A 21,535-nucleotide genomic window follows, 5' to 3' on the forward strand; every position below is an offset into this window, starting at 1 on the left:
TTGCACGCCTGCCCCGTCAGTCGCTGACCTTGCCCGTGGTGCCGGTGTACGGCCTGGATACGCATGGCGACGCATCCCTGCCCTTGAGGAAGCCGGTGTCGTCGACAGTCAACGTCTCCGGCCGGATCTTGTCCTGGATTGTCCAGGCCGGGCGGGTCCGCGCATGCGCTGAATTCGACGGGATGGCCGTCACGAAGGCGCCAATGCCGGCCAGCCGCCGTCCTCGCCCAGCCTCGCCGCCATCGGTTTTACCGGCTCGCGCCGTCCGGCCGGCAGCCCGCGCGTACATCTGTCCCCACTGCCGCTGAACTGGTGCCGAACCACCACGAACGACACCCTGCAGCCCCGCAGCATGCCAACTCGAGTGAAGCTGACCAATCCCTGCCAGGCCACGCGGCCGCGATCGCGGGCTGACCGGCGCGGCAGCAGGCGTCGTCCGACTCCCGCCACTCGCACCGGGCACAACCGTGAACAGATCGCCCTGCGGCAATCCAGTCACGTCGGCCTCCCGGCCGGGCCCGCGCTGTCGCCGACGTCAGCGAGCGGCTGTGTGGCTCAGGTCGTGGGCGGTCAGAGGTGGGGGAGTCGGCCGCAGCCACATCGTTCCGCGCTGATAGGGATCCCTCGTGCGAGTAGCGGAGAGGTGTGAATCCCAGTGGGGCTCATCCGCGTCCAGGTAACGGACGAGCTTGGGGTGCCCAGGGGGGCGTCGAAGGGTACGTGTTCGGGCACGGCCACGGGCGACGATCTGGAGGGCAAGCCCCGGTAGCAGGCCTCGGCAGGCCTCGGCAGGCCTCCGTGAGGCCGTTCCCGGCGGCTCAGGACCTTCGGCCCTCGAAACACCCAGGGCCTGAAGATACCCTGGGGGGTATAGCGTCGGCAGTGCATCCCAGGAGGTATCCGTGAAGGTCGTCATCATCGGAGGCGTGGCGGGCGGCATGTCCGCGGCCACCCGGCTGCGTCGCCTGGACGAGCAGGCGGAGATCGTCGTGCTGGAGCGCGGCGCTCACGTCAGCTACGCCAACTGCGGCCTGCCGTACTTCCTCGGCGGGGTCATCGAGGAACGCGACAAGCTGCTGGTGCAGACGCCCGAGGCGCTGCGCGCCCGGTTCAGGATCGATGTACGGGTCCGCAGCGAGGCGATCACCGTGGACCCGGTGTCGCGTACCGTGCGGGTGCGGGATCTGGCGAACGGGGAGGAATACGCGGAGTCGTACGACCGGCTGGTGCTCTCTCCCGGTGCCCGGCCATTCGTGCCCCAGCTGCCAGGAATCGAACGAGCATTCACGCTGCGCGACGTGTCGGACGCCGATCGGATCGCCGCTGAGCTGGACGGGGGTGCGCGTACCGCCGTTGTGGTCGGTGCCGGGTTCATCGGCGTGGAGGCGGCGGAGAATCTGCGCCGCCGTGGCCTGCGGGTGACGCTCGTCGAGCTCTCCGACCAGGTGATGCCGCCGCTCGACCCCGAGATGGCCGCGCCGCTCGCCGCTGAGCTGCGTTCCGGCGGGGTCGAGCTCGCGCTCGGCGCTCAGCTGAAGGAGGTCGGTGAGGACCGCGTACACCTGGACGACGGGCGTACCGTGCCGGCCGATGTGGTCCTGATGGCGATCGGCGTCCGCCCCGAGACGGGCCTGGCGCGCGGGGCAGGGCTGACCATCGGGCCGCGCGGCGGGATCGCCGTTGACGAGACGGGCCTCACCAGCGATCCGGCCATTTACGCGGTGGGCGACGCCGCCGAGAAGCGTGACGGGCTCACCGGCGAGAGCGCCCTGGTGCCGCTGGCCAACCTCGCCAACCGGCACGGCCGCCTCGTCGCCGACGCCATCGCGGGACGCCCGGTCGTGGCCCGGCCCGCCACCGGCACCGCGGTCGTTCAGGTCTTCGGCCTGACCGCGGCGGCCACCGGCTGGAACGAGAAGCGGCTGCGCGCCGCCGGCCGCGCCTACCGAACGGTCCACCTGCACCCCGGTTCGCACGCGGGCTACTACCCGGGCGCGTCCCCGATCGCCCTCAAAGTCCTCTTCGCCCCTTCCGACCTGCGGATCCTCGGAGCCCAGGCGGTCGGCGCGGACGGCGTGGACAAGCGCATCGACGTGATCGCCACGGCCATGGCCGGCGGACTGACCGCGCCTGACCTCGCCGATCTGGAGCTCGCCTACGCGCCGCCGTACGGCTCGGCGAAGGACCCGGTCAACATGGCCGGGATGATCGCCGAGAACCTGGCCACCGGCACGGTCCGCACCATCCAGTGGCACGAACTGGACGCGGCCCGCGAAGCCGGCGCCACCGTCGTCGATGTGCGTACGGCCGCCGAATACGTCCGGGGCGCGATCCCCGGCGCGCTCAACATCCCGCTGGACGAGCTGCGCGAGCGCGTCGACGAACTGCCCGCGGGTGACCTCGTCGTCCACTGTCAGGTGGGTTTGCGCGGTCACAACGCGCAGCGGCTCCTCGCGGGCCTCGGCAGGGACAGCGCCAATCTCGACGGCGGCTACGCCACCTGGTCCGCGGGCAGGGCCGCCTGAGATTCCCCGTACCTTCGGCCGACGCGGTCGTGAGACGGAAGGCTGTCCTGCGGGACAGCCTTCCGGCGTGAGCGCATCAGAACTGATAGGCCATCAAGTGAAGTGTGCCGGAGTATTGACTCTGCTGACGGTGGTCGCGATTCTCAACTCGCCAGTAACTTGAATGGACATGCCAATCAAGGTGAGTGATGAACATGGTTCGACATCCGCGCCGCAGGCTCCGATCGCTGACGGTGGTGTCACTGCTCGTTTCCGTGATGGCCCTGCTGCTCGGTCCGATGCCCAGCTCCGCGGCGGAGCCCGGCTGGTGGACCCCGGGCGCTCGGCCCACGCCCGATTCGCAGATCAACGTGACGGGCGAGCCTTTCAAAGGCACCGATGACCAGGGGCGCGTGAGGGGCTTCGTCGACGCCCACGACCACATCATGTCCAACGAGGGCTTCGGCGGCCGGCTGATCTGCGGCAAGCCGTTCTCGGAGCAAGGCGTTGCCGACGCGCTCAAGGACTGCCCCGAGCACTACCCCGACGGCACCCTCGCCATTTTCGACTTCATCACCAAGGGTGGCGACGGGAAGCACGACCCCAACGGGTGGCCGGCTTTCAAGGACTGGCCCGCCCACGACTCGCTCACCCACCAGCAGAACTACTACGCCTGGATCGAGAGGGCCTGGCGCGGTGGCCAGCGAGTGCTGGTCAACGACCTGGTCACCAACGGCGTGATCTGTTCGGTCTACTTCTTCAAGGACCGCGGCTGCGACGAGATGACCGCCATCCGTCTCGAGGCGCAGAAGACGTACGACATGCAGGCCTACATCGACAAGATGTACGGCGGTCCGGGCAAGGGCTGGTTCCGCATCGTCACCGACAGCGCCCAGGCCCGCGAGGTCATCGAGCAGGGCAAGCTGGCCGTCGTCCTGGGCGTCGAGACCTCCGAGCCGTTCGGCTGCAAGCAGATCCTGGACGTCGCGCAGTGCTCCAAGGCGGATATCGACCGGGGCCTGGACGAGCTGCACAAGCTGGGCGTACGCAGCATGTTCCTGTGCCACAAGTTCGACAACGCCCTGTGCGGGGTGCGCTTCGACTCCGGCGCCCTCGGAACGGCCATCAACGTGGGTCAGTTCCTGTCGACCGGAACCTTCTGGAAGACGGAGACCTGCCGCGGCGCGCAGCACGACAATCCCATCGGCAACGCGGTGGCTGCGTCAGCGGAGAAGCAGCTGCCGGCGGGGGTGGCCGTCCCTTCGTACGCCTCGGGCGCGCAGTGCAACACCCGGGGGCTGACCGACCTGGGTGAGTACGCGGTGCGCGGCATGATGGACCGCAAGATGATGCTGGAGATCGACCATATGAGCGTCAAGGCCGCGGGCCAGGCCTTCGACATCCTCGAATCCGAGTCGTACCCGGGCATCGTCTCCTCGCACAGCTGGATGGACCTGGGCTGGACCGAGCGGCTCTACAAGCTCGGCGGGTTCATCGGTCAGTACATGAGCGGCTCCGAGGCGTTCAGCGCGGAGGCCGAGCGCACGGACGCGCTGCGGGAGAAGTACGGGGTCGGCTACGGCTACGGCACCGACATGAACGGTGTCGGCGGCTGGCCGGGCCCGCGGGGCGGCGACACGCCGAATCCGGTGAAATACCCCTTCCGCAGCACGGACGGCGGATCGGTGATCGACAAGCAGACCACCGGCGAGCGCACTTGGGATTTCAACACCACTGGCGCCGCGCACTACGGCATGGTCCCGGACTGGATCGAGGACATCCGGATCGTCGGCGGTCAGGGCGTCGTGGACGACCTCTTCGCGGGCGCCGAGTCGTATCTCCGCACCTGGGGGAGTTCCGAGCGGCACAAGTCCGGGGTGAACCTGGCCTCGGGCGCGGCCGCCTCGGCGTCCACGTCGCAATGGTGGAATCCGTTGGTCAGCTTCGCGCCCGACCGGGCCGTGGACGGCGACAAGGGCACTCGCTGGGCCAGCGAGTGGAACAACAACCAGTGGCTGCGTATCGACCTCGGATCCGCGAACCTGGTCAAGCGCGTCACCCTCGACTGGGAGGCGGCGTACGGGAAGTCATACCGGATCGAGCTGTCGGCGGACGGCACGAACTGGCGGACGGCCTCGTCCACGACGGCTGGTGACGGCGGACTGGACACGGTGCGGTTCGACGGAACTCCGGCGCGCTACGTACGGATCCAGGGGCTGGAGCGCGGCACCCAGTGGGGCTACTCGCTCCACGAGGTCGGCGTCTACAGCGACTGACGGCACCGGTGGAGCGGTACCCCAAGGCCGGGGCCGGCCGGATCAGCTCTCGTGATCCGGCCGGCCCCGGCTGAATTCCCGGTCCTTCTCCTTGGGCGATCACCGGCGGGGCTCCCTGTTGTCGGGGGAGGTCTTCGGCTGGGACGAGGACCTCCCGGCGACCCCGGCTCGCATCGCACCGCGATGTCGTTCACGGCGCAGTGCAGCGGCGCCTCGGGCGTGGGCAGCCCGCGAACACCCCACGCCCAGAGCCCGCGTGGCCGCCGTCTGCATTGTTCAGGTGGGCGAACTCCTCCCGCGAACCGTCACCAAGCCCTACGACCTCCCGGCCGGGGCCGACGAAGCGCGTCGCGTCGTACACGCACTCGTGCCACGTGTGCCCGTAGGTGACTTCACGACCGTTGGGGCAGCACCGGGTTGTCAGCGGGTGCCCACCGCACGCGCGAGGCGATCTGGGCGCTGTTCTGTGCGGTCACTTCGCGGAAGCTGTATGCCGGTTCCCCCGGGCCGTCCGTCCGGTAGGGCGTCGCCCGTGTACTCGTCCGGGTGAATGCGAGCTGGCCCAGCAACAGCCGCCGGCGCGGAATTTTGCGATCTTTCGGGTGCTTTGCTGTATCGCGAGGACGGCTCCGGGCGTGGCCGGGGGAGCGGACGGTCCGCATGTTCCCGCCTGCGGCGGTGCAGGCCACCGCGGCAGCGTCGCTACGATCGGCGCCGCTGCGGCCGATGCAACGACGAATCCCGTTATGCACAGATCTGACCTGCTGCTATGCAAACCTGCGGGTGTCGCGGAGGCCTGGCGGTTTCGCACGACAACAGGGAGTGGCACTAGATGGCGCAGGAGCCGGGCGGCCAGGGGCGGGAGCATGGCGCAGGGGAACAGCTGGCGATGCTGTTGCGCCGCTGGTGGGAGGAGAGCGGGAAGCCGCCCGGAGGTACCCGGCCGACGCAGCAGGCGCTGGCCTTGAGGCTGGGGGTCGACCAGACGACGCTCTCCCGCTACCTGAACCCGAGGCACGTCTCGGTCGCTCCCTTGAACGTGGTGGAGACGCTGCATGCCCTGCTGTGTGCCCCGGCGGTGGAACGTGAACAGGCGAGGGCGTTGTGGCGGGAAGCGGCGCGCGAGAGCGGCCGTCAAAAGGCAGCGGGCGGAACTGTCCCAACTCCCGCGCCCGTCGGTGCCCGGGAGGGTGAGGCAACCGCCGCCGCCCCTGACCCGGCCGCCGAGCAAGGCACGGACGGCAGCGGTGCTCGGGTCCGGCGCAGGGGGCTGTGGTTACGGCCCTTCCTGGGGGTGGCGGCCCTGGCCGTGGCGTTCACGGCGGGAGGGGTCGTCCATGAACAGTTCTTCGCCCAGCACCTCGCGCCCACGGCCAACGGTGCGGCCGGTGCTGCTGCCACGCGTGAGGAGCCGCGGGAGTGGCCGATCATGAGCATGGGCGTGGAGGACCAGTTCACGCGTGCGCGCGCCTTGCAGTACCTGCTGAACGGGCAGGGCTACGAGATCCGCGCCGACGGCTTCATCGGGGAGGAGACCCGTGACGCGGTCATGGACTTCCAGCTGAAGAAGAACCTGCCGGTCGACGGCAAGGTGGGCAGGCTCACCTGGCCGGAGCTGGTCCCGGACGTAGGACCCGGGGCCGAGACCTTCGAAGTCCGCGCCGTGCAGGAACTCCTGAACAACGCCGGTCTTGGCGGTACGACGGTGTCCGGGAAGTACACCGCGGCGACCGCTGCGGACGTGGGGTTCTTCCAGGCCAGGCATCACCTGCCCGCGACCGGCCGGGTGGACATGGACACCTGGCTGGCCCTGCTGGTGGAACAGGACCCTCCACTCAAAAGGCCGGAATACCAGAGGGACACCGGCCCGCTGCCCTCCGACTCCGTGTGAGACCGCCCATCACATCGCCCGTCCGGGCGCGCCGCACCCGTCCCGGGCACCGGCCCCGCACCCCGCAGCCCTTCTGCATCACGGCATATCCGGTGGTCAGAGCCCCGTCATGCAGGGCGCATCGATGCGCCTGAGCATGGAGCCGGTAGCCCCTTCCCCCTCCCCACCTCTGCGGTGATGCTGGGTCCGCGACCGGCGCTCCCGGACAGTCCGCCCCATCGGCGGACGCAGAGATCCAGGTCTCATGCCGGTCCGCTCCCTGCCAGCACACCGCCCGAGAGGGGCCACGTCCATGTTCGCTGCCCGCAAGATCCTCACCTCCGCTGTGACCACCTTCCTCCTCGCCGCAGGGCTTGCCCTCGGCACAGTCGGGCCGGCGAACGCGGCCGCCTGCCCGTCCTCCGCATCCCCCGTCATCGACGGAGCATCGGCCCACTGGAGCCTGCGCTGCTCCGGCGGTGATGTGACGGTGGCCGGCTGGCTCCAGGACACCCGCACGGACGGCAGGTGCGCAAAGGTCCGCATCAACGCCGGCAACGGTGAGTACAAGGCAAAGGCGGCGTGCAACTCCGGCGTCCGCAACTCCTTCACCTACACCTTCAAGCGGACGAGTTCGGCCCAGGTACGCCTGGCCACCGTCTGACCCGGCATTCCCCCGGGGGCGGGCGCGCTCCGCCCGCCCCCGGCCGCACCACCGGCGGGGCGAGTCCCGTCCGGACCGCAGCGATCGCGGACTTCCGCCCCGACCACCTGCCGCACCACACCACGCACGTGCGGCCCGGTACGCCCGGCCGCACCGGATGAACGAGGCGAAACGCATGAATCGCACCTCACGCCACCTGCGCGGCACAGCGATCGCAGGAGCCATGGCGACCACGCTGACCCTGGCACCGGACGCCGCCGCACGGACACCCACCCTCGCGGTGGCCGCGCCCACAGCCACGGTCACCCTGGTCTTCGACAAGAACCAGGGTGACCCCACCGACTCACGCCTCTCCGTTCACCAGGGGACGAAGCTCTGGGCCGCCTACCGGGCCGGATCCGGTACCGGCACCACCGACGACTGCGCACGTGCCCGGGGCTGGCTGCCGAACGGCAACTGGAGGATCAAGGTCAAGACCCCCACCTACAACGGCAGTCTGATCAAGGGCTACGCCGTCCACCTCCAGGACATGAAGTGCTCCAAGGGCACTCGCACCCGCACGGAAATGTTCATCCACTCCGAGATGAACCGCGACGGCAGCCAGGGCAGCAGTGAAGCCCGCCGCTGGGACGGCACCAGCGACTACAGGTCCAACGGCTGCGTGAAGCTGGACCCCACCGACATCAAGAAGGTGTTCCGGCTCCTGAACCGCATCGGATGGCCCACCCACCTGCGTGTAGTGGCCTGACACCTGCGGCGGCGGAGAGGGAGGACCGCTCCGCCGCCCCAGTACGACGGCAGGCGCGCCCGGCAACGGCGCCCGCCGGGTCGCTGACCGTCGCATGGCTACCGGACCTTCCGGGAGGTGGGCGAGCGTGCAGCAGCCGCGGCAAGTACGGCCCGGATCGGTACGGCACTCTCGCTCGGGACGGCACTCCCGCCCGGGACGGCACTCCCGCCCGGGACGATCCGCAGGCGGATCCGGGCGCACTGGCCGAGCCGGGTGACGTAGCCGAGGGGCCGACGAGCAGGACGTCCCGCAAGGTCCGCCGGTCCGTGGGCAGGCTCAGGGGCGTGTACTGCGTGCGGAGGCGGGTCGGTTCGGCGGGTCGTGGTGGATGTGGCCGCGGACGAGGAAGTCTTGGAGTTCGCGGTGGCGGAACTGATAGGCGATCCCGGCGGTGCGCATCAGACCCGCGTCGCAGCACCAGTCGAGGAAACGGCCGAGACGCCAGGGCAGTGGTTGGTTGGACCACCAGCGGCGGGTGCAGAGCAGGAAGGCAATGTAGCGGACACCTGCAGCGCCGAGGGCGGGGCCGGCGCCGGCACTGAACAGGGGACCGAACACCCGCCAGGGCCGGAACAGCGAGTCGAGCGCGCCGCGGTAACCACATCTGAACAGGCGGTTGTAGAGGAGAGCGAGCGCACGCCCGCCGCCGAGACCGAACAGGAGCATGTAGATGACCACTGCCCCGAGCGCGACCACGGGGCCCCCGGCGAACCAGTAGTAGGGGGCGAACCCGAGCCCGACCACGAGGCCGGTCGCGAACCCGGTCACGAGGTCGTCCCGAACCACGCCGCGCGGCGACGCGCTTCCGCGCGATCTGGGAGCTTCGGGTGTGTCCGAGAGCACGCCCGCCAGCCCGGCCCCGACCATCGCTCCACCGGCGAGCCCTACCACCGACCCGTATACGAGCCCGGCCACCGGCCCGACGACATTCCCCATGTCGACCACGACGATGAGTCCACCCCAGAAGAGCCCGCCCACAAGCCCGTTCACGAGCTGGTGTCGTGCGGCCGGGGTTCCGGCGGCTACTCGTTCCAGCCGGGACGGTACGGGCCAGGGTGGGATTCCCAGGAGAAGACCGGCCAGCACCATGAGCGTCACGTTCGTTGCGTACACGTGCCAGGCGTCGAGCAGGGCGGCAGGCACGTCGATGGTGGCCCACACCGCGATCGTCAGCAGGACGTGGACGGTGCGTGCGCGGTGGTGGCCGGTGAGCGGCCACAGTTCATGGAGTACGAGGTCGGTGCCCGACAGGTGCCGTCCGGCCACTTCGCGGGGGCTGACGGTGTTGGTGTGCAGATAGCGGGCGAGGACGGTCAGCCAGTTGTGCACCTGCAGCCGGGTGTAGGGCGCTGCCGTGCCGCCTGTCGAGGAAGCGGCGAGGATGAACAGATTCAGCAGATGGTCTCGGATCTGTTCGGGGGTTTGCGAGGTGAGTTCGAGGAGTTCCACGGGATCACGGACCCAGCTGCCGTCGGGATGACGTTCGTCGTAGACGGCGAGGGCTACGGTCAGTCGCCAGGGTGTGGACAGGCCTTGAACCAGTGGACTGGACCGGCCGGCGTGGAGTGCGTTCAGGACGGGTTCCCAGCGGGCCGGTCTGCGGGCGCGGGCGGTGACGAACGCCTCGGTCGCGGCCGGGCTGACGGGAGCGATGTCGATCCGGGAGGCGTCCTCCGCCCACAGGTTCGCACGTTCGAGAGCGAGGTAGGCGGTGCTGCGGCAGGTGAGGACGAGCTGGCCCTTGGTGGTGCCATGGAGGTAGCTGTTCATGGCCTCCAGAGCGGCTGCGGAACGGGAGTCGCCCTCGGGAGCCTCACTGGCGTCCATTTCGTCGAGCCCGTCGAGCACGGGGAGGATCAGCCGGGCGGTGACAAGGGCGGCTGCCGCGGCGGGGCGCAACTGGTAGGTGCGGGTGAGCTGGTCGGCGATCCAGCCGTCGAGCCTGTGCCGGTTGGGGTCGAAGGTGGACAACGACAGGCGTACGGGAACGGGGGCGCCCAGTGCTCGGTCGGCGAGGAGGAGCAGCATGAGGTGGAGGGCGAGCACGGTCTTGCCGGCTCCGGGTGCGCCGGTGATGACGAGGCGGCCGAGCCGGAGATCACGGTAGTAGGTGGCGATGTCTTTCAACGTGCCTTCGGGTGCCGCGCCTGTGGCGTGGTGGGCGGGGGAGGGGAGGAAGGTGAACTTGACGTCGATGGTGCGGTCGCTGCCGCCGAGGAGCCTCTGGCGGGCTTCCTCTTCGCGTTTCCTGATGTGGCCTGCGAGGCGGTCGGCGATTCCGGCGGTGTCGGTATCCTGCGAGGCCTGGGAGAGCGTCGCCTGGTACAGGCCCGCTATCGCCAGCATCAGGCTGACCAGCCCCAACGCCAACCCGCCGGGGTCGACATCCCCGGTTCCCGCCCGGATGGCGATGGCGACCGCCACCCCCACGGCCACCACAGTGAGCGCCAGCCAACCCCACAGCGTGTGACGTGCCGTCCGCATGTGCCTGTCCTCATACTTGGCTTCGTCGTTCAGGGAACCGAACGCCGCAACAGGTGTCCACCGGGTCCGTCGCTACCGGCATTCCGACCGGCATCGATCGGCCCGGCTCGGCGGACTGCCGAGGTGAGCTTCCCGGCAGGCCACCGCAGCACCCCCTCATCGTCTGGATCAGACTCCGGGGTTTCTCTCATCCCCGTTCGGGGATGCCAGGGTTCGCCCGGTCACCTGCTGTGTGAGCGGAAGCGGAAGCGGAAGGCGGCGGCCACGACAAGGCTGCCCAGGACAACAGTTCCCGCGACCAGCGGAATCAGACTCATGCCGCCTTGGCTGCCGGTCGTAGCCAGGCTGCCGGAGGGTCCGGCCGAGCCTTCCGCGGTCGCACCCGCCCTCGCACCTTGGCTCGGGCTCTGTGACCCGGTGGTGCCGGAGGTGGCCGTATCAGGCACCTTGGACGGGGTCGGTCCGGTCGTCGTCCTCGGCCCGGTGATGTCGAGCGATGCCACGGTGTTGTTCTGTCCCTTGTTCAGCCTGCACGGCACGTCGAGTTCGATGGTCATGCCGCCACTCGCGGTGACGCGCATGATGAGGTCACCTACGGTGATCTTCGCCCTGCCCGGTCGGGTGAAGGTGAACCTCGGCGCGACGCCGGTCGCCTTGACCGAGAACGGTCCGGACTCCGGGACGTTGGTCCTGGCCACATGGAACGGCACTTTGAGGTTGGTGTCGCCCTCAGGCGCCGTCACGCGGACCTTCGTTTCCGCTGTGCCCTCGATGATCTTGATACCTGCCCTGCGCAGCGCCTTCGCGTCGGCCGCGTTCACCGGCACCGCCGCATGGATGACGAATTTCGAGGTGGGCTTGCCGACCGCAGCCGAATTCGGTACATCCGAGTCGATCCTTACCGTGCCTGCCCGGTCGTCGAGCACCGGAACCGAGCATACGTACCGCAGTTTGAGCGATACCGGGTCCGCGACCGCGGTTCCGGCTCCGAGCACTCCCACGCTCGCGCAGGCAACCCCTGCGGCCATCGCCAGCCCCAAGGCCCTACGGGCCACTGGACCGCTCGGGACGGCACGGGAAGTCCTGCGCCGCTCACGCAGGTTCCGGATCGGCTTGTCACTTGCCATCTTGATCCTCAGCCAGGTGCAAGGGCCTCTGGATAAGGCTCATGGGTTCTTCCACGGAGGGGACTGCTGCGGCGCCGTCCCACCTCAGTCGGGTGGGGCCCGCCCTGCCCTGGCGCACAGCGGATCCTGTGACCGACCGTAGGACTGGACGGCGCGCCGGGAATTGTGCCTGTGCGTAAGAAAGTTGTCGCTGTACGCAACGCTTGATGCGATGGGCGCGAGGACCGACTCTGGATATGCACACTTCGAGAAGGCTGCGGTGAAGGGTGTCTTCGATGGCCTTGGAAACTTACGTTGTGGATTCGTCGACAACCCGCGACGTGACGTTGCGTGAGCGCACCGATTTCTGGAGCGAGCACGTGACGTCGTATCAAGGCCGGATGGGCTACGGGTACCCGCGCGCCGACGACTTTCATGCGGGGACGATCCGCCAGTGCACGGACACCTATCAGCTCGTCATGTTCTGGTCGGACACGATCAAGTACACCAGGACCACGGGCCAGACGCGGCACGACCCGGACGAGGACTACCGCCTGCTGCTACCGGTCGCCGGGGAGATGGTGCTGCGGCAGGACGGCCAGGAGGTACGGCTGGCGCCGGGGGCCGGGTGCCTGGTCACGTTCGCCAAACCGTTCGAGATCCTTCAGGACGCCTCCATGCGGGCGCTCATCATGTCGATCGCCGCTCAGGAGGTGAACGGGCGATTGAACCGGTCGTCGCCACTCACCGCGGGCCTCGACCTGACCTCCGGTCTGGGCCGGGTGGTGCGCGACATACTGATCGGTCTGCATGAGGAGCGCGCCACCCTCACCAGCGGCCAGTTCGACGCGGTGTCGGACCGGCTGGTCGAGCTGCTGTGCATGCTCGCCGCGGGCGAAGACCGACCCACAGCCCCGGGCCACCTGGCCGATGTGGAGACGGTGGTCCGCCGGTACATCCGCGAGCACGCGGCCGATCCCGATCTGACCGGCGTCACCGCGGCACAGGCGCTGGGTTGGTCGCTGCGCCAGGTGCAGCTGGCCCTGCAGCATGCCGGGACGACCCCCCGCGAGCTGATCCGCGAGGAACGGCTGCGGTTGGTACGGGACCGGCTGCGGGCACCCGCGTACCGGCACATGACGATCACCGAGCTGGCGTACGCGTCGGGATTCTCCTCCTCGAGCGCGCTCAGCGCGGCATTCCGGCAGCGCTTCGGGGTATGCCCCCGCGAGATGCGGCGCGCGAGCCCCGGTCCGTCGGCGATTCGCGCCGGAGCTGATTGACAGCCTCAGCCGTCAGCCCCTCTATCGCGGATCTCCCAGCGGATCCGCAGGCGTCGGCCCCGTGCAGGTGGGCAAAGGCGCGCTCGACGACCGGGCGTTGACGTGCCGAAACGTGACGGGTGCGGCCGTGTCGGGGAATCACCTGGGCCCATCCTCGGCGTGATCGGTCGGGTGAGGCGGGGGCGAGGGAGCGGGGTGGCTGTCACAGACCGAGCTCTTTCGGATGCCAGACCCCTTCGGGCCAGTTGTACTCGTCGAAGGTGTCGGGAACCCGCCCACAGGGGGCGTAGACGCTGATGAACAGAGTCGTGGTCGAGTCGTTCCACTGCACGTCGACCTGGTCGCCACCTTCCGGACTCTCGAAACGGAAGCCCAGCTCGCGGAAGGTGGATCCGGTGCGGTCGCGTTCGTGGGTGAGTTTCCAACCCTGCCGCGCCAGCCGCTGGCGCACGCGCCGCTGCGCCTCCAGTGCGGTGGCTTCGGGGACATCGGCCACGCTCCAATCGATTCCGAAGCTGCGGACGTCGCTTCGTGCCTCGTCGATGTGGGCGATGCTCCTCAGCCCGCGGTAGTAGCAGGCGCCGGTATCTACCCTGCTCGGCTCGACGGCGTACGTTTCGGGCAGCGCGAAGCCGTCGTACACCCCGTCGGACCTGCTCTTGAGCCGTTGCGCGACCGCGTCGGGGTCGGCCGAAGGATACGGAGTGCCGTTCCATACGGCCTTCCCCGCCACCGCGGCGGCGACAAGCAGCCCGGTCACTACGAGCCCGGTGACGGCATACAGGGCGGGCCGCCCGGAGACCACGGCTCTGCGTACAGGGATCTTGAACATGCAGGTGACGGTAGACGTCAGCATTGGTGCGACGCATGAGTAGCCGTACCCAGCACCCAACGATGCCAGCACGTCGAACCACGGCGGCGAGTCCGGTGTCGCCCACCGTGCGGCCGCGCGGTGTCGGATCACCGGGGCGTGCGGTCGGAGAGGCCGTCACTGCCGGACAGCCTGGACGATCAATCCAGTCCAGAACTGTGTGACCAGGCCCGCCGCACGCTGTGGTGGGAAAGGCTGTTGGCTGCGGGCAGCGTCTGGGCAAGGATGGCTGGATGTTCGAACCTGTCACCCTCCGCGCGATCACCGACCTCAACCGGCCTGCGGTGCTGGACCTGCGAGTGGCTGCCGGGCAGGAAAGCTTCGTCGACGGTGTGGTCCGCTCGTTGCGCGACGCCGCCGAGCACCCGGAACTCGCGCCCTGGCCGCGGGCGGTCTACGCCGGGGAGCGGCCGGTGGGGTTCATGATGCTTGCTGACGGCGTGGCCGAGGGCAACCCGGACGTTCCCTGGCCGTTCTACCTGTGGCGGATGTTGATCGACGGTCGGTTCCAGGGCCGCGGGTACGGGCGGGCGGCGTTGGACGCGGCGGTCGCGCACCTGAGGTCCGGACCGGACGCCCGGGAGCTGGTGACCAGCGTCGTCCCGGGGGAGGGTTCGCCGTTGGGCTTCTACCTGCGGTACGGCTTCGCCGAGACGGGAGAGATGTTCGACCACGAGCGGGTGCTACGCCTGGCCCTGTAGCGGCGCCGTGCGTCGGTACGGAGCCGCCTTCCGGCGATGGCCGCCCGGGGGGTCGGCGGGACGTGGCCCCGTGACCCGGCGGCGGGCTGATCGAGCACCCTGTGGGCGGTTGTGGCAGCCCGTTGCCAGGGGTCTGACCGGGCTTCGGTTCTGGGCGCCGCACGGGTTACGCATCCCTATGGAAGAGCCCTGTACGGGCCCGGGGGCTGGGTGTGCAGGTCACCGGTGCGGTGCCGTGTCCGGCGGGGACGGGTGCTGTCGGCGGTGCCAGAAGGGGCGGGTTGCCCAGCGTTCCTCCCAGGAGTGGACGGTTCGGTGACCGAGGAGATAGCCGTCGAAGGTCTCGTGCAGCCGTGCCGCGTAGGTGCCGGTCGCGCTGTACCGGCCCGCGAGGTGGGCGTCCACGGCCTCGCCGGCGCATTTGCCGGTGTAGAGGGCGGTGAGGATGCCCTGGGAGGAGACCGGGTCGTAGGCGGCCGCCGCGTCGCCTGCGGCGATCCACCCCTCTCCCGCCGCCGGTTCCAGCCGGGCGGTATGGGCGGCGCAGCGGCGAGGCACGTCTCCGGGGCGGGGCGGGCGGCCCTGGGCGCGGGCGGCGACGTGTGGGGTGGTGGCGAGCAGGTCGAGGAAGACCTTTGGGGTGGTGAGGGCGGGTGGGGTGAGGTCGGTGTCGGTGAAGTAGGCGACGAGGCGGCCGGTGGGGTGGCAGGGGGCGGTGTACCACCATCCGTCGGGCGCGGATTCGACCACGGAACGGCTCTCGCTGTCGTGCGGGTCGTGGGCGAGCCGGAGGTGGACGGCGACGAGCCGGTCGTAGCGGTGGCGTACGGCTCCGCAGTGCGGGGCGATGCGGGCGCGCCGGCCTGTGGCGTCGATCAGCCAGCGGCAGCGTACGGTGCGGCGCGTGTCGTGGGTGGTCAGCGCGATCTGCCAGCCACCGTCGGACAGGCGCGTCGGTCGTCCCGCGGTGGTGTGCTCGGCGACCCGCGCGCCGTGGGCGAGGGCGTGGGAGCGCAGCATGCTGTCGAAGGCGGGCCGGTCGAGATGCCAGCCGTGGCCGTGGGGGTCGTTGATGAAGTCGGCCTGTTGCGGCTGGGACGATCCCCAGACGGAGAGGGTGCCGTGGCACGGGCGGTGGTCGCTGTCGAGTGCGCGGGGGTCGATCCCGAGGTCGTGCAGCAGCATTCGGGCGGCCGGTACGAGGGATTCGCTGGTTTTCGGCGGCCCGGTGTGTGCGTCGGCGAGCAGGACGCTGCGTCCGGCCCGGGCCAGTGCGATGGCCGCGGCGGCGCCGGCCGGGCCGCCGCCCGCGACCACGGCATCGTAGTGACCCCGGTGGTCCGGGCGGCGCCCGGCGGCGGCCGCCGAGGTGGTCATCCGCTGTCCCGGAAGGGGTCGACGTTGGCGATGTAGCCGGCCGAGATCTCCTCGGGATCGAATTCCGTGTTCCGGGTGACCTCATCGACAGCCTGCTGGTTCACGTCGGTGCGCCATGCCGCGTCGGGCGCGGCGGGGCCGGCCTCGGGGACATGGACGTTGACCAGGTTCCGGCGGTCGTTGACGTGGGGGAGGCCGGGTGTGGACTCCGCCAGGATCTGGTCGGGGAACTTCTTGTCCCCGGCTGTGTACGGGTGGGTCTCGACGATGCCGAACCTGGCCCACCAGTCGACCATGTTCTGCAGACCCTTCAGTTTGTCCCGGTCCAGGAAGCGGTGCCAGACCGCGCGCCGGGCGAAGGCCTGCTCCCGCTGGTCGTCGGTGCCGTTCATGTCGTTGACGACGTTGAAGTCCTCTTCCTTCAGTACCTGGTTGGGTACCCGGGCGGGCCAGAAGGACGGGAGGTAGGGGCTGTAGCGGGGGCCGATGTTGGCCGCGAGTTCGTAGCCGGAACGACAGCTCGCGGTGTCGGTCTGCCAGGGGAGTCCCATCCAGCGGGTGAGGTCGCCCGGGCCCTGGGCGTGCAGCGGACCGTCGTCGGCGAGCGCCTTGTCGGGCGTGAGGTAGGGCCCGTAGTCCGGGTCCTGGCCGTCGGTACGGTGCAGGATGCGGAAGGGCTCCTGGTAGAGGGTGAGGTGGCGGATGGGCCAGGTGACCTCGCAGCCCGGATGGAAGGCGTCGGCGAGGCAGTAGTCCAGCGCCGCCCGGTCGAGCAGCCCGGGTTGCAGGGCGAGGGGTGCCTTGTCGAGTTCCGGCCGGGGGGTGTGGAGCGTGATGTCGTCGAACTTTCCCTCCACCCACAGTTCGAGCAGTCTCTCCTGCGTCTGCGTGAGCACGCCGTGCTGCAGGGGGGACTTCGGGCGGCTGGACATGGCGTCCCCGTACAGCCAGGGCCAGGGCAGCGGCGAGATGCCGTCGCGCTCGTAGTTGCGCATGGAGTAATAGACGCGCTGCCGCAGGTCCCGGTACTGGGGTTTGCTGCTGCCGAGGGTGGCGAGGACCTGTGGCGAGGTGAAGTCGTTCGGGGCACGCCATCCGAACTCGGCCGCGAAGCCCTCGTTGACCCACTGGTGTCCGGTGAACCGCAGCAGCAGCGGCTTGATGTGTTCGTCGAACGTCACTTTCGCGGGGAAGGAGAGGTCACCCTTCCGTACGAAGAGGTCGTACAGAAGGTCGTGGAGCGTCACGATGCCCTTGACGTCCGGTGCGTAGTTCGGCGGCCCGACCACCACCCAGGCCGGCTTCGCCTCGAAGGGCTTGTCGCCGATGGTGACCTTGGCGGTTACCGGGCCGTCGGAGATGTCGTCGTACCATCCCTCGTTGTTGCCGAACGTCGTGAGCGCGGTCTTGGGATCGGTGAAGGAGTCGGAGTGCCCCTTGCCTCCCAGAACCACGAGCCGCCCCGCCTCGTCGGTCCGCAGTTCGCCCAGGTACACCGCGATTCCGTTGATCGTCCCTTTGTCGAAGACCTTGCCGCTCTGGCTCTTTCCGGAGATCGACTGTGCGGAGGGGGTGTTCTTGAGTGTGCTCCTGTCAGCGATGTCCGCGTTGCGTCGCGCGAATTGTTCGTCCGAGAAGTCCTTGACATCCGGGATGTCCAGCGCGAGGGAGAACTTGTACCAGGCTGCCTTCTTGTTCGCCAGGCCGGCAGTCCAGGTGACCGTGGCACCGTGCTGGCCATGTGCGACCTCTCCCAGAACGTTGTCGTTCTTGTCGTAGCTGTAGACGCGGAACCGCGCTGCCTGCCTCTTGACCGCGGCGGAGCCGTCCTTCGAGAAGCCGGGTGCCTTGGGCGGTTCGTCCGGGCTCTCGGGCCCGTAGAAGAACTTGCTGCTGTTCCCGACCCGCGCGATACCGATCGCGGGGTGAATCTTCACGTACGCGATGTCCGTCATGGCGTTCTCCAGAGTGCTCACGGAAACCGCCGGAAGAGCGTCGGCACGAGGTCCCGGCCCGCATGCCACCACGAGGGCCGCGTCACGGTCAGCGGCACGAGGCGGCCGCGCTCCTCCGGCGGCTGACATCTCAGGGTTCATCCCGGGCACAGTGTGTGAAGCCTCGTGTGCGAACGGGCTGAGAGAAGGGGCCCAAGCACCCTGCGGCGGTCCCCGAACACGCCGAAGGGGTACGCACAACCCCTCACCACGATAGGCATGTTCCGCTCCGACCGCACATGGAGGGCCGGTCGATGACGGGGACGCACCGAGGCACCTGCTGAGCGTGCACGCCCATCACCCGACGCGTCCCGTTGCGAGCACGGCCCTGCCTGTCGGCGCCGCTGCGGGACCCGAGGGCCGTCCTCGGCAGTGCTCGCGCGCAGTCGGCTTTCCGCCCGTCCTTCTCCACCTGGTGCACTGCCGTTCGTCACTTGTACGGGGTATCAGGTTCGGGGAGTGCGCATGCCGAAGGAAACCAAGGGGACGGAGAGGCCGTCCGGCAGCATGTGAGGCGGGAAGATGACGCAGACGATCACGGGAACCGGCGACCGCCAGGAAACGGATGGCACCATCGGCTCGATCGCCGGACCTGCGGTGATCATGGAGCGGCTGCGGCGGATCGCCGATCCCGAGGAGCGTGTGGTCGCCTACGCTGCCGCCGCCGGGGAGAAGGTGATCAACCTCGGCATCGCGAACAACGTACTGCTGTTCCAGCTGCTGCACGACAACGTCTTCTCGAAGGTGTCACTGACGGAAGAGGACGCCAAGTACGTGTCGCCGCCCTACGGCGCACAGGAACTGCTCGACCCGATCACCACGTTCCTGCGGCAGAGGTTCTCGGCCGGCATCGACCCCGCCTACGACGTCTACGCGACCGCCGGCGGGTCGGGGGCACTGGAGTCACTGGCGTTCGCCCTGATCCACAGCGGCGTACTGGCACCGGGGGACCGGGTACTGCTGCCGGCGCCGTTCTGGCCAGGATTCCTGTGGTGCTTCGAGCAGCGTCCCGGTCTGAGGTGCGTGCCCGCGCGCCTGGACGGGGCGGATCAGCTCACCCTGACCGTGGACGCGCTCAAGCGCGCCTACGACAACTCGCCCGACCCCAAGCCTGCTCGTGCTGACCAACCCCCACAACCCACTCGGCGTCAACTACGACAAGAAGCTGCTGGAAGACATCTGCCGCTGGGCGCTCGACAAGCAGATGCACATCGTCTCCGACGAGATCTACGCCCACTCCCAGAGCACCGGGGCGGATGGCTTCAGGAGTGTGCTGTCCCTGGACGCCTACGCCACCGACCCCGACCGTTTCCATCTGGTGTACGGGCTGACCAAGGACTTCGGGCTGTCCGGGTTCCGCATCGGCTTCCTCATCTCCAAATCGAATGCTGTCCGCAAGGTCATGCAGGGCGACGAGACGTGGAAGTCGTTGGCGTGGTTCGGGCCTCTCGACTCCCTCAAGAGTGCCTACGTACGCCAGCTCTTCGGCACCACAGGACAACCGAGCGACTTCCCCTCCACGCTGATGAAGGACTACCGCAAGAGCCTCAAGGACGCGTACGACCGGGCAGCGGCCGCGTTCAGGAGCAACAAGATCCACTACGTCGGCCAGGACGAGCCATCCCGCAACGCGGCCCAGTTTTTCCTCCTCGACCTGAGCGCGTACCTGGACAGCAAGAAGTTCCCCAAGGGCCTGGAACCGCTCTACCACGAGATCGACCCGCGCGAAGCCCTCCTTGAGGCGTACCTGCGCACCGACGCCAAGGTCCTGCTCCTGCCCGGCGGAGAGATGCACTGCCCGCATCCGGGCTTCTTCCGGCTGTGCTACACCGCTGACACACCCGGCAACGTCCATACGGCGATCACCGACATCGCAGCATCACTCGCGAAACTCTGAGCCGCGCGATAGGACGTCGGCGGACACGACGACCACACGCTCCTCAGCTCGGGCCGGTGGAAGAAGACCGGAAGGTGTGACCTCTTGCTCGGGAGCACCCTGCGGACCTCACGTCCGGCGGGCCGGATCCGCAGGGCCACGAAGCAAGTACATGCGCGCGCGCCCGCCGCGGCCGTCGCCGGGCCGCGATCCTTCCCTCCACGGTCCCGGCCGGGGTGCACGGCCGTGCGCCCTCGGGTTGCTCGGTGGTCGTGGTCGAGATACCCACCACGTAGCCGAGACCGCGTTCTTCCAGGCCGAGCCGGAAGGCGGCGGTGTTGAACGACACCTCGGAGGTCGACGCCATGGTCATGCCCTGCGCGAACAGCAGCACCGTCTGAGCGTGCCGCGAGGTCACCACCGACGCGGAGCGCCCCTGCGGATGGTCCGCGGCGGCCGTTCTTCCTCAGCCTCATCGATCTCACACAAACGCACCGGTGCGGCCATGTCCGCATACTCGCTGGTTTCCCGGGCGGCGATAGAGCAGTATGCCCACAAGATACTGAACAGAGCACTCTTATCTGTTTGAAGCATCACCGAAGGAACGTATGGACACCGGCTTCGACAACACCGCCTGGCGCTACGGACCGCTGGCAACCCTGTTCTACGAACTCGACAAGCCGATCGGCACCTCGTTCGGAGACGTCGAGTTCTACGCCGACCGCCTGCGGAACGTGTCCGGCGCCATTCTGGAACCCGCCGTGGGCACCGGCCGACTCCTGATCCCCCTGCTCGAACAGGGACTGACCGTGCGCGGCTACGACACCTCGGTATCCATGCTGGAACAGTGCCGTGTCAACTGTGCTCAGCGAGGTGTGAAGGCCGACGTCTTCGAGGGTGACATGACCACGCACCACGACCCCGGCGCCTTCGAAGCGATCGTGATCCCCACCGGGTCCTTCGCCCTGCTTCCCGACCGTGAAAGCGCGCAGACCGCGCTCACCGTCATGCACGAAAATCTGGCTCCCGCAGGCCGGCTGATCGTCGACATCGAACCGCCGTCCGCGGGCACAGGCCCTGACAACGGACCGGTCCCCCACCAGTGGAGTGGCAGCGATCTCGTCACCCTCACCACGTGGCGCACGCACGTGGATCCGGTGGCCCAGCGCACCACCCGCTGGCTTCGCTATGAGGCTTGGAGGGACGGCACCCTGACACGCACCGAGCTTCAGATCTTCTCCTTGCTGTGGTTCGGGCTGGCCGAGTTCACCACCATGCTGCACCAGGCGGGTTTCGCACATGTCAGCGTCCACGGCGGCTACCGAGCAGGTACCGCACCGACAGCCGCGGACGACGTGTGGACATTCGAGGCCACCCGCGCATAGCGCGCCTACCCTCACAATTCGGGGGCCTGATCCATCCTGGCTCGCGCCGTACCGCCGTCCGAGGACGCGTACACACTCGGTCCTACCCCGGTGACCGCCGCGTGCTACGGGGCCCACCCGACAGCAGTTGTGCTGGACGGCCGCTGGAAGCAGGAGATGTCCGAAGCGGCCTGGGACCGCGCATCCGCTGCCCAAGCGGCGGAAGTCCCGACAGACCCACACCAGGTCGCCCGCGGCAGGAGGGTGAACACCCCATCGCCGTTCCGGGCCGCGGAGCGAAGCGCGAAAGAGCCAGGGCCGGACACCTGCCCGCGTTCCCTCGTCCTGGCGCCGCCTGTGCCCCGGCCTCGCCCC

At 68.9% G+C, this 21,535-nt stretch carries 15 protein-coding genes and 1 pseudogene; 10 read left to right on the forward strand and 6 right to left on the reverse strand.

Going from position 1 to position 21,535, the window contains the following annotated elements:
- Positions 1 to 16 precede the first annotated feature (16 nt).
- A complete protein-coding gene (locus OHA98_RS18885) occupies positions 17 to 289 on the reverse strand; it encodes a transposase (protein ID WP_266927283.1) in 273 nt (90 codons plus the stop codon).
- Positions 290 to 902: 613 nt separating this feature from the next.
- On the opposite strand from OHA98_RS18885, the gene OHA98_RS18890 reads away from it, so the two are divergent.
- The 5 genes from OHA98_RS18890 (at position 903) to OHA98_RS18910 (ending at position 8,062) form a co-directional block, all read left to right on the forward strand.
- Positions 903 to 2,525, forward strand: coding sequence for an FAD-dependent oxidoreductase (locus OHA98_RS18890; RefSeq protein ID WP_266927285.1), 1,623 nt, complete (start codon positions 903 to 905; stop codon positions 2,523 to 2,525).
- Between the two features lie 188 nt (positions 2,526 to 2,713).
- A complete protein-coding gene (locus OHA98_RS18895) occupies positions 2,714 to 4,780 on the forward strand; it encodes a discoidin domain-containing protein (protein ID WP_266927287.1) in 2,067 nt (688 codons plus the stop codon).
- Between the two features lie 832 nt (positions 4,781 to 5,612).
- Positions 5,613 to 6,671 (forward strand): peptidoglycan-binding protein, encoded by a 1,059-nt coding sequence (locus OHA98_RS18900; RefSeq protein ID WP_266927289.1) that lies wholly within the window; start codon positions 5,613 to 5,615, stop codon positions 6,669 to 6,671.
- Positions 6,672 to 6,963: 292 nt separating this feature from the next.
- Positions 6,964 to 7,314 carry a hypothetical protein gene (locus OHA98_RS18905; RefSeq protein WP_266927291.1) on the forward strand — a complete coding sequence of 117 codons (351 nt, stop codon included), beginning with the start codon at positions 6,964 to 6,966 and terminating at the stop codon, positions 7,312 to 7,314.
- A 175-nt stretch (positions 7,315 to 7,489) separates the two neighbouring features.
- Positions 7,490 to 8,062, forward strand: a complete 573-nt coding sequence (locus OHA98_RS18910) for a L,D-transpeptidase family protein (RefSeq protein WP_266927293.1) — start codon at positions 7,490 to 7,492, stop codon at positions 8,060 to 8,062.
- Positions 8,063 to 8,380: 318 nt separating this feature from the next.
- Here OHA98_RS18910 and OHA98_RS18915 read toward each other — a convergent pair whose 3' ends face one another.
- Together OHA98_RS18915 and OHA98_RS18920 are read right to left on the reverse strand one after the other, a co-directional pair.
- Positions 8,381 to 10,588 (reverse strand): NACHT domain-containing protein, encoded by a 2,208-nt coding sequence (locus OHA98_RS18915; protein WP_266927295.1) that lies wholly within the window; start codon positions 10,586 to 10,588, stop codon positions 8,381 to 8,383.
- A 221-nt stretch (positions 10,589 to 10,809) separates the two neighbouring features.
- Positions 10,810 to 11,715: a DUF6801 domain-containing protein gene (locus OHA98_RS18920; protein WP_323179580.1), complete on the reverse strand. Its 906-nt coding sequence runs from the start codon at positions 11,713 to 11,715 to the stop codon at positions 10,810 to 10,812.
- A 275-nt stretch (positions 11,716 to 11,990) separates the two neighbouring features.
- On the opposite strand from OHA98_RS18920, the gene OHA98_RS18925 reads away from it, so the two are divergent.
- Positions 11,991 to 12,977, forward strand: coding sequence for a helix-turn-helix domain-containing protein (locus tag OHA98_RS18925; RefSeq protein WP_266927953.1), 987 nt, complete (start codon positions 11,991 to 11,993; stop codon positions 12,975 to 12,977).
- A gap of 202 nt (positions 12,978 to 13,179) precedes the next feature.
- On the opposite strand, the gene OHA98_RS18930 is transcribed toward OHA98_RS18925, so the two are convergent.
- Positions 13,180 to 13,809: a hypothetical protein gene (locus tag OHA98_RS18930; protein WP_266927299.1), complete on the reverse strand. Its 630-nt coding sequence runs from the start codon at positions 13,807 to 13,809 to the stop codon at positions 13,180 to 13,182.
- A gap of 272 nt (positions 13,810 to 14,081) precedes the next feature.
- On the opposite strand from OHA98_RS18930, the gene OHA98_RS18935 reads away from it, so the two are divergent.
- Positions 14,082 to 14,549, forward strand: a complete 468-nt coding sequence (locus OHA98_RS18935; protein WP_266927301.1) for a GNAT family N-acetyltransferase — start codon at positions 14,082 to 14,084, stop codon at positions 14,547 to 14,549.
- A 219-nt stretch (positions 14,550 to 14,768) separates the two neighbouring features.
- Here OHA98_RS18935 and OHA98_RS18940 read toward each other — a convergent pair whose 3' ends face one another.
- Positions 14,769 to 15,926: an NAD(P)/FAD-dependent oxidoreductase gene (locus OHA98_RS18940; RefSeq protein ID WP_266927303.1), complete on the reverse strand. Its 1,158-nt coding sequence runs from the start codon at positions 15,924 to 15,926 to the stop codon at positions 14,769 to 14,771.
- A complete protein-coding gene (locus tag OHA98_RS18945) occupies positions 15,923 to 17,902 on the reverse strand; it encodes a LodA/GoxA family CTQ-dependent oxidase (protein WP_323179581.1) in 1,980 nt (659 codons plus the stop codon). The genes OHA98_RS18940 and OHA98_RS18945 overlap by 4 nt, the downstream gene beginning before the upstream one ends.
- A gap of 621 nt (positions 17,903 to 18,523) precedes the next feature.
- Here OHA98_RS18945 and OHA98_RS42925 point away from each other — a divergent pair.
- From OHA98_RS42925 to OHA98_RS18955, 3 genes and pseudogenes are all read left to right on the forward strand, one after another.
- A pseudogene (locus OHA98_RS42925) lies at positions 18,524 to 19,009 on the forward strand (aminotransferase class I/II-fold pyridoxal phosphate-dependent enzyme); the annotation flags it as partial.
- A 28-nt stretch (positions 19,010 to 19,037) separates the two neighbouring features.
- Positions 19,038 to 19,817, forward strand: a complete 780-nt coding sequence (locus OHA98_RS18950; protein ID WP_323179583.1) for an aminotransferase class I/II-fold pyridoxal phosphate-dependent enzyme — start codon at positions 19,038 to 19,040, stop codon at positions 19,815 to 19,817.
- Positions 19,818 to 20,404: 587 nt separating this feature from the next.
- The gene (locus tag OHA98_RS18955; RefSeq protein WP_266927305.1) at positions 20,405 to 21,181 is read left to right on the forward strand and encodes a class I SAM-dependent methyltransferase; all 777 of its coding nucleotides are present in this window, start codon (positions 20,405 to 20,407) and stop codon (positions 21,179 to 21,181) included.
- Positions 21,182 to 21,535 lie beyond the last annotated feature (354 nt).

This window comes from Streptomyces sp. NBC_00654 (assembly GCF_026341775.1).
Classification (GTDB): Bacteria; Actinomycetota; Actinomycetes; order Streptomycetales; family Streptomycetaceae; genus Streptomyces.

Coding starts and splice junctions, on each gene's coding strand:
- OHA98_RS18915 (WP_266927295.1), bottom strand. CDS start 10,588: ATGCGGACGGCACGTCACACGCTGTGGGGTTGGCTGGCGCTCACTGTG.
- OHA98_RS18910 (WP_266927293.1), top strand. CDS start 7,490: ATGAATCGCACCTCACGCCACCTGCGCGGCACAGCGATCGCAGGAGCC.
- OHA98_RS18935 (WP_266927301.1), top strand. CDS start 14,082: ATGTTCGAACCTGTCACCCTCCGCGCGATCACCGACCTCAACCGGCCT.
- OHA98_RS18925 (WP_266927953.1), top strand. CDS start 11,991: ATGGCCTTGGAAACTTACGTTGTGGATTCGTCGACAACCCGCGACGTG.
- OHA98_RS18895 (WP_266927287.1), top strand. CDS start 2,714: ATGAACATGGTTCGACATCCGCGCCGCAGGCTCCGATCGCTGACGGTG.
- OHA98_RS18940 (WP_266927303.1), bottom strand. CDS start 15,926: ATGACCACCTCGGCGGCCGCCGCCGGGCGCCGCCCGGACCACCGGGGT.
- OHA98_RS18930 (WP_266927299.1), bottom strand. CDS start 13,809: ATGTTCAAGATCCCTGTACGCAGAGCCGTGGTCTCCGGGCGGCCCGCC.
- OHA98_RS18900 (WP_266927289.1), top strand. CDS start 5,613: ATGGCGCAGGAGCCGGGCGGCCAGGGGCGGGAGCATGGCGCAGGGGAA.
- OHA98_RS18920 (WP_323179580.1), bottom strand. CDS start 11,715: ATGGCAAGTGACAAGCCGATCCGGAACCTGCGTGAGCGGCGCAGGACT.
- OHA98_RS18955 (WP_266927305.1), top strand. CDS start 20,405: ATGGACACCGGCTTCGACAACACCGCCTGGCGCTACGGACCGCTGGCA.
- OHA98_RS18885 (WP_266927283.1), bottom strand. CDS start 289: ATGTACGCGCGGGCTGCCGGCCGGACGGCGCGAGCCGGTAAAACCGAT.
- OHA98_RS18905 (WP_266927291.1), top strand. CDS start 6,964: ATGTTCGCTGCCCGCAAGATCCTCACCTCCGCTGTGACCACCTTCCTC.